Annotated in this window: 4 protein-coding genes; 1 reads left to right on the top strand and 3 read right to left on the bottom strand. The window is 63.3% G+C overall.

From position 1 onward, the window contains the following. Positions 1-169: 169 nt before the first annotated feature. Positions 170-1,297 (bottom strand): GNAT family N-acetyltransferase, encoded by a 1,128-nt coding sequence (locus EGJ22_RS15015; protein ID WP_054912663.1) that lies wholly within the window; start codon positions 1,295-1,297, stop codon positions 170-172. Positions 1,298-1,559: 262 nt separating this feature from the next. Here EGJ22_RS15015 and EGJ22_RS15010 point away from each other — a divergent pair, with 262 nt between their 5' ends. Continuing rightward, positions 1,560-2,804: a putative porin gene (locus EGJ22_RS15010; protein WP_029885381.1), complete on the top strand. Its 1,245-nt coding sequence runs from the start codon at positions 1,560-1,562 to the stop codon at positions 2,802-2,804. Between the two features lie 163 nt (positions 2,805-2,967). Here EGJ22_RS15010 and EGJ22_RS15005 read toward each other — a convergent pair whose 3' ends face one another. Further along, a complete protein-coding gene (locus EGJ22_RS15005) occupies positions 2,968-4,089 on the bottom strand; it encodes a beta-ketoacyl-ACP synthase III (RefSeq protein WP_009686756.1) in 1,122 nt (373 codons plus the stop codon). 156 nt (positions 4,090-4,245) lie between these two features. Next, on the bottom strand, positions 4,246-8,151 hold the full coding sequence (gene hrpA / locus EGJ22_RS15000; protein ID WP_125920311.1) for an ATP-dependent RNA helicase HrpA: 3,906 nt from the start codon (positions 8,149-8,151) through the stop codon (positions 4,246-4,248). Positions 8,152-8,214 lie beyond the last annotated feature (63 nt).

Below are 8,214 nucleotides of genomic sequence, written 5' to 3'. Positions count from 1 at the left end.
ACTGGCCCGAAACAAACGTAGGAGCGAGCGCAGCTCGCGATGCGCCGCGCGGGCGGCGCTCGATCTCACAGGCACTGCATATCTTGTGGCGACCACCTGTCAGCCCTGATGCAATCCCTGTGGGAGCTGGCAAGCCAGCGATAGGGCCATTACCAGCAATACAAGCTTCTCAGTCCCGCCGGTAAGGCAACATCCCCCGCGCCTCCTCGGCATACCCCTTCACCCCTTCCCGTTCCTGCGCCAGGAAATCCTCCACCGCCCGCCGCAACCCAGGGTGCAGCAGGTAATGCCACGACCGCGTCAGCACCGGCTCAAACCCTCGAATCAGCTTGTGTTCACCTTGCGCACCAGCATCGAAGCGCTGCAAACCTTCGGCAATGGCGAAGTCCATGCCCTGGTAAAAACAGGTTTCGAAATGCAGCCGGTCGAATTCGTCCAGGCAACCCCAATAACGGCCAAACAAGCTGTCACCCCCCACCAGGCTCAAGGCCATGGCCACATCCCGCCCGCCCTGGCGTGCCATCACCACCCGTAGCGCCTCGGGCATGCGCTCGGCAAGCAGGCTGAAGAACGCACGGGTCAGGTAGGGCGCACGGCGCCGCACGGCATAGGTGTTGGCGTAGCAGCGGAACACGAAGTCCCATTGCGCCTCGTCCAGTTCATTGCCCCGGTACCACCGAAAATCGATGCCCTGCCCCGCCACCTGCTCGCGCTCCTTGCGCATCTGCTTACGCTTGCGCGAGCTGAGGCTGTCGAGAAAGTCCTGAAAGTCGCGGTAGCCGCGGTTTTGCCAGTGAAACTGGCAGCCCAGGCGTTCCAGCCAGCCCGGCAGGCCGGCCAACTGCTGGTCCAGCGCCGCATCGGTGAAATTGATGTGGGCACCCGACAGCCCGCCCTTGCCCAGGTACTCAGGTAACGCCTGCAGCAACAGCAGCCCATCGGCCGGGTCGTCGGCCAGCAAACGCGGGCCGCTGACCGGGCTGAACGGGACCGCCCCCAGCAACTTGGGGTAATAGGCAATGCCGGCCCGCTCACAGGCATCGGCCCAACCGTGGTCGAACACGTACTCGCCAAACGAATGCCACTTGCGGTAGGCCGGCAACAGCGCCCGCACCTGCCCGTCACGCTCCAGTACCAGGTGCTCGGCAGCCCACCCCGTCTGGGGAGCAACGCTGGCGCTGTCCTCCATGGCGCTGAGAAAGCCGTGGCGCAGGAAGGGTTGGCCGGCAGGCACCAAGGCATCCCAGGTGGCCGCCGGAAGATCACGCAAATGGGCAAGGCTGTACAGGCTGGTCACGGTTTTGGCTCGCAGTCGGGAGGCGTTCAGTATCCCCAACCCAGGCGCGTCACTCAAATGATGAACGCCAGGCTGCCCCTTTTCTTCTCACTTACTTAACAACAGTGCCACTAATCAGACATTAATCTGTCACCGCCCCTCGCAATACTTGCGCCTGTTTTCCGGAACACCAGAACCTGTCTATTCAGGCCCTTTCCGGAAACATGCCAACACAGGGGCAGGCGCTTGAGCCTCCCCCATTTTTTTCAGTAGGGAGAACCTTATGCGTCTTGTTTCTACACTTACCGGAATGAGCCTCACCGGCATGATGCTGGCCCTGAGCGCCCCGGCCAGTGCTGCTGTCGACGCCAAGCTGCTCGAAATGCTGCGCGCCAACGGCTCGATCAACCAGGCGCAGTACAATGAACTGCAAGGCGATCTGGCAAAAGAAACCAAGGAAAAGGCCGACCAGAAAGCTCAGTCCGAACGTATGAGCTCCTTTGAACAAAAAGTGGCATGGGCCGCCAAGACCCAGATCAAGGGCGATGTGCGCCTGCGTTACGAAGACGTCAACGTCGACAACCCGATCTCCCGCAGTGGCAACCAGGACCGTGAGCGCGTACGTGCCCGTGTCGGCTTCTACAGCGAGATCAACCCGCAAGTCGACGCCGGCGTGCGTGTGGCCACCGGTAGCAGCGCCGATGCCCGCTCGACCAACCAGAGCCTGGACAACTACTTCGAGAAGAAATCGCTGTGGGTCGACCTGGCCTACCTCGACTGGCACCCGACTGCCGTGCCCAACCTGCACCTGATCGGCGGCAAGATGAACCAGCCGTGGGTCAGCATGGGCGACATCATCTGGGACAGCGACATCAACCCGGAAGGTGTGGCAGCTACCTACAAGATGAACGTTGGCCCGGCTGAAGTCTTCGGCAGCCTTGGTCACTACAACCTGAAAGACAACGTCGATGGCGACGGCGTGCAGTTCAAGCATGACGCGCAGCTGTACGCAGGCCAGCTGGGCACCAGGTTCAACGCAGCCGACACCGTCAAGGTGACCGTGGGCGGCAGCATCTACGGCTACGACAACGACAAGGCTTCGGCCGCCCTGGCCTCGCTGGGCAACACCACCAACGAGTTCAACCTGGTGGAAGGCTTCGGTCAGGTCGACTTCACCGGCTTTGCCATCCCGCTGTCTGCCTACGGCCAGTTCGTCAAGAATACCGAAAGCACCGACGGCAAGGACAAAGCCTGGCTGGCCGGCCTGAAGAGCAAGATCGGCGCCTGGAGCCTGGACTACAACTACCGCGACGTGCAGCGTAACGGTGTGGTCAGCCTGTTCACCGACTCTGACTTCGGTGCCGGCTTCACAGGTTCGCGTGGCCACAAGTTCAAGGTCGGTTATGAAATCGACAAGAACTTCGGCGTAGGTGCAACCTACCTGATGGCCAAGACCGACTACTCCAACCTGCCCAACAGCAATGCGGACGTGGATACCCTGCAGCTAGACCTGGAAGCCAAGTTCTAAACACGCAACAGCGGGGAATGCCGACCCCATCCGGCGTTTCCCGCTTTTTTTGCCCGTGAAATAGCTGGGGCTGCTTTGCAGCCCATCGCGACACAAGGCCGCTCCTACAGGGGAATGCGCCCTTTGCAGGTCGGCCCCGGCTATCTCGGATCAGACCAGGTAATCAGCGCTTGCGCAGGATCACACTGCCAATCGAATACCCCGCACCGAATGAGCTCAACACCCCCAAGGCGCCCTTGGCCAGGTCATCCTGGTACAGGTGGAAGGCAATGACCGAGCCTGCCGAGCTGGTATTGGCGTAACGGTCCAGAATCACCGGGGCGTCTTCCTCGGCCACTTCTCGCCCCAGCAGCTTCTTGACGATCAGGTGGTTCATGCTGAGGTTGGCCTGGTGCAACCAGAAGCGCTTCACATCGCTTGGGTTCAGGCCGTTTTCCTGCAGGTGCTCACCGATCAGTTCGGCCACTTTCGGGCACACCTCGCGGAACACCTTGCGGCCTTCCTGGATGAACAGCTTGTCCGCAGCGCCCTGCCCCTCTTCCGCCGCACGGTTGAGGAAGCCGAAATTGTTGCGGATATTGTTGGAGAATTCGGTCCACAGCTTGCTGCTGACGATATCGAACTGGTGCGCCGAGCTGGCCTTGTCGGCGCGCTCGAGCACCACTGCGGTGGCCGCATCACCGAAGATGAAGTGGCTGTCGCGGTCACGGAAGTTCAAGTGCCCGGTGCACACCTCGGGGTTGACCATCAGTACTGCACGCGCCTGGCCCAGGGCCACGCTGTTGGCTGCGGTCTGGATGCCGAACGTGGCCGAGGAACAGGCTACGTTCATGTCGAAGGCAAAGCCCTGAATGCCCAGCGCCTGCTGCACTTCGATGGCAATGGCCGGGTACGGGCGCTGCAGGTTGGAGCAGGCGACGATCACGCCGTCGATATCGGCAGCCGTGCGGCCCGCACGCTGCAAGGCCTGGTGAGCAGCGGCCACGGCCATTTCGCAAAGCACCGAGGGTTCGTCGTTGGAACGCTCCGGCAGGCGCGGCTTCATGCGCTGCGGGTCGAGGATGCCGGCCTTGTCCATGACGAAGCGGCTCTTGATGCCCGAGGCCTTTTCGATGAACGCGGCATCCGACAAGGGCGCCGCTTCGACTTCGCCACGCTCGATGGCGGCGGCGTTGTCCTGGTTGAACTGCTGGGACCAGGCGTTGAAGGAGGCCACCAGTTCTTCGTTGGAAATACTCTGGGCCGGGGTGTACAGGCCGGTGCCGCTGATCACGACGTTATGCACGGTCGTTCCTCTGTTCGAAGGCCATCGCCACGGGGGCGCTGGCGGGAATAGGACAGCCTAGTGGCACTTTAGTGCCAAGTTAGGGGCGAGGGGCTCACCCGAGAAGGGCCGCCAGGCGGCCCCAAATTGCATCAATACTGCCACAACTGTGGAAGTTTAGCCTTCCACCTGGCCCCACTGCTTGCTCAATCTTTTGTCAGAAATCGGCACTTTGGTGCCCAGTTGCTGAGCGAACAGCGACACCCGGTATTCCTCCAGCCACCAACGGTACAGGGTCAGTTGCTCATCGCGCTTGCCCTCCTGGGCATGCTTGTCGGCGCGGGCCTTGTACTGCGCCCACAGGTTGGCCAGCTCGCCGCTCCATACCCGGTCCTTCTGCACCTGCGCACCGAGTTTCTCCAGGCGCAGTTCCACTGCCTTGAGGTAACGCGGCAGTTCCTTGAACCAGGTGGCCGGGGTTTCGCGCACGAACCCTGGGTACACCAGGTTGCCCAACTGCTGCTTGATGTCATTCAGCGCCACGGCCTGGCTGAGGTCGATCTTGCCCTTGAAGCGCTTCTGCAGGCCGTGCCACAGCTTCAACACTTCCAGCGTCTGCCGGGCCAGGCGCTCGGCGTGCTCGGCCCAACTGCCGCGCTTGCGTTCGGCCAGCCCGGCCAAGGCCGCACCCTCGCGTGGCAAGGGCTGTTCACCCTCGAGGATGCAGCTGTCCAGGCTGGCCAGCAAAATGTCCTCGACCAGCGCTTCGACACGCCCCAGCTCGCGGTACAGCAGGCCCAGTTCGGTCAGCCCCGGCAGCTTGCCCCGCAGGAACTTGGCCGGCTCGGCCAGTTGCTGCAGCAGCAGCCGCTGCAAGGCACGGCGGTGCTGGAACTCGGCTTCGGCCTGGGTCGAGAAGCGGCCTTCGCGCACCGTGCCGTTTTCGTCCACCAATGCCGGGTAGACCGTCATCGACAAGCCGGCGATCTTTTGCTGGGTGGTCTGCGCCACGGGGCTGAAGGCCTTGGCCTGCACCGGCTTTTCGGCGTCAGCCGTGCGCGGTACGGCCAACGCGGCCTGGCTGGCGGCGGCAAAACGGGCAGTCAGCTCGGCCAGGTCGCGGCCCTCGCCCAGGAACTTGCCCTGGCCGTCGACCACCTCGATATTCATGCGCAGGTGGCCCTCGACCAGGCTCACCGACTCGGCCCAGGCCTCGTCGGCTACACGCACGCCGGTCATGCGCAGCAATTCCTGGCCCAGGGCCTGGGGCAAGGCCCCCTGGGCGAACGGCATGCGTGCCAGCGACGCCTTGACGAAGTCGGGCACCGGCACGAAGTTCTTGCGCAGGGCCTTGGGCAGGTTGCGTACCAGCGCCACGCACTTGGCTTCGAGCAGGCCCGGCACCAGCCACTCGAGGCGTTCACCCGGCAGGTTCGGCAACAACGGCGCAGGCACGCGCACAGTCACGCCATCGCGCGGGTGCCCCGGTTCAAAGTGATAGGTCAGCGGCAGGCGCAGTTCGCCCACCTGCAGGCTGTCGGGGTACTGGGCCGCCGTGACCTCGCTGGCCTCACGCGCCAGCACGTCCTCTTCGCGCATGATCAGCAGGTTGGCATCCTTCTGGCTGCCCATGAGGTACCAGGCATCGAAGGTGGCGGTCTGGTGAATTTCTTCGGGCAGGCGCGCTTCGTAGAACGCATACAGCGTTTCTTCATCGGCGAGAATATCGCGCCGACGCGCTTTGGCCTCCAGTTCATCAAGCTGCTCCAGCAGGCGCTTGTTGGCCGCCAGGCATTTGGCCCGCGACTGGATCTCGCCGCCTACCAGGCCCTCGCGGATGAACAGTTCACGCGAGGTGGCCGGGTCGATCGGGCCAAAATGCACCGGGCGCCGCCCGACCAGAATCAGGCCGTACAAGGTGATCTGCTCATAGGCCACGACCTGCCCGCGCTTTTTCTCCCAGTGCGGCTCGAAGTGGTTCTTCTTGACCAGGTGGCCGGCCAGCGGCTCGATCCAGTCCGGTTCGATCCGGGCCACCACGCGTGCATACAACTTGGTGGTTTCGACCAGCTCGGCGGCCATCACCCACTGCGGGCGCTTACGCCCCAGGCCCGACGACGGGTGTACCCAGAAGCGCCGCTGGCGAGCCCCCTGGTAGTCGCCCTCTTCGGTTTTATGGCCGATCTGGCTGAGCAGGCCGCTGAGGATGGCCTTGTGAAACTTCTGGTAGTCGGAAGGTTCCTTGTTCACCGTCAGTTGCAGGTCACGGCAAATCAATGCCAGCTGGCGATGGGCATCGCGCCATTCGCGCAGGCGCAGGTAATTGAGAAAGTGCTTGCGGCACCAGTTGCGCAACGGGTTGGCGGTCAGCGCCTGGCGCTGTTCTTCAAAGCCGCGCCACAAATTCACCAACGCGGCGAAGTCGGAGTCCACATCCTTCCATTGCGCGTGCGCCTGGTCCGCCGCCTGCTGGCGCTCGGGCGGGCGTTCGCGCGGGTCCTGCACCGACAACGCACTGGTGACGATCAACACTTCCTGCAAGCTACCCTGGCGTGCGCCCTCCAGCAGCATGCGGCCCAGCCGCGGGTCGATGGGCAGGCGCGCCAACTGGCGGCCGATTGGCGTCAGCTGGTTCTCGCGGTTGACCGCCGACAGTTCCTGCAACAGGTTGAAGCCGTCGCTGATGGCCTTGCCATCTGGCGGCTCGATGAACGGGAACGCGTCAATGGCACCCAGGCGCAGGTGCAGCATTTGCAGAATCACCGCCGCCAGGTTGGTACGCAGGATTTCCGGGTCGGTGAACGCCGGCCGGCTGTTGAAATCCTCTTCGCTGTACAAGCGCACGCAAATGCCCGGCTCAACCCGGCCGCAACGGCCTTTACGCTGGTTGGCACTGGCCTGCGACACCGCCTCGATGGGCAGGCGCTGAACCTTGGCGCGGTAGCTGTAGCGGCTGATGCGCGCAGTACCGGTGTCGATCACATAGCGAATGCCCGGCACAGTCAGCGAGGTTTCGGCGACGTTGGTGGCCAGCACCACCCGGCGCCCGGTGTGCGGCTGGAAGATGCGCTGCTGCTCGGCCGGCGACAGGCGCGCGTAAAGCGGCAGAATCTCGGTATGGCGCAGTTGCGCCTTGCGCAGGATCTCGGCGGCATCGCGGATTTCCCGCTCGCCCGGCAGGAAGATCAACACGTCGCCAGGGCCTTTGCCTTGGCTGCGCTCATGCTGGGCCAGCTCGTCGAGGGTGGCGAGAATCGCCTGGTCGACCGTCAGGTCGTCCTCGATCTGGTTGCCCTCTTCGTCCTGCTCGCTGGTCAGCGGGCGGTACCAGGTTTCCACCGGGAAGGTGCGGCCAGACACCTCGATGATCGGCGCATTGTCGAAGTGTTTGGAGAAGCGCTCCAGGTCGATGGTCGCCGAGGTGATGATCAGCTTCAGTTCGGGCCGGCGGTGCAGCAAGGTCTTCAGGTAGCCGAGCAGGAAGTCGATGTTCAGGCTGCGCTCGTGGGCTTCGTCGACGATGATCGTGTCGTAGCGTTCGAGAAAGCGGTCATGCTGGGTTTCGGCCAGCAGGATGCCGTCGGTCATCAGCTTGACCAGGGTGTTGGCGTCGCTCTGGTCTTCGAAACGGACTTGGTAGCCGACCAACCCACCCAGCGGCGTACCCAGCTCTTCGGCCACCCGCGCCGCCACGCTGCGCGCGGCAATGCGCCGTGGCTGGGTATGGGCAATCAGGCCATGGCTGCCACGGCCCAGTTCCAGGCAGATTTTCGGCAACTGCGTGGTCTTGCCCGAACCGGTTTCACCGGCGATCACCAGCACCTGGTGTTCGGCGAGGGCCTTCTTGATTTCGTCGCGTTTGGCGGCGATCGGCAGGTTGTCGTCGTAGCGCACGACCGGCACGCTCTGCTGGCGCGCGGTAACCTGGGCACAAGAAGCCTGGACCTTGTCCACCCACTGCGCCAGCTTGGCCTCGTCTGGGCGCTTGCGCAGCTCATGCAATTGCCGCCGCAAGCGGTGGCGGTCGGCAATCATGGCGTGGTCGAGGTTGTGCAGCAATTTGTCGATGGCGTGGTCAGTCATGGGGCTTTTTAATGATGCAGGTGAGCCTGCTTTTTCATGATCGGCATTCTGAGGATGCGCGAT

It is taken from the genome of Pseudomonas sp. p99-361, assembly GCF_003935475.1.
In the GTDB taxonomy this organism is placed as follows: Bacteria; Pseudomonadota; Gammaproteobacteria; order Pseudomonadales; family Pseudomonadaceae; genus Aquipseudomonas; species Aquipseudomonas juntendi.
Note: the sequence above shows the minus strand (reverse complement) of the source record. Positions and strands in the feature narration are given on the sequence as shown.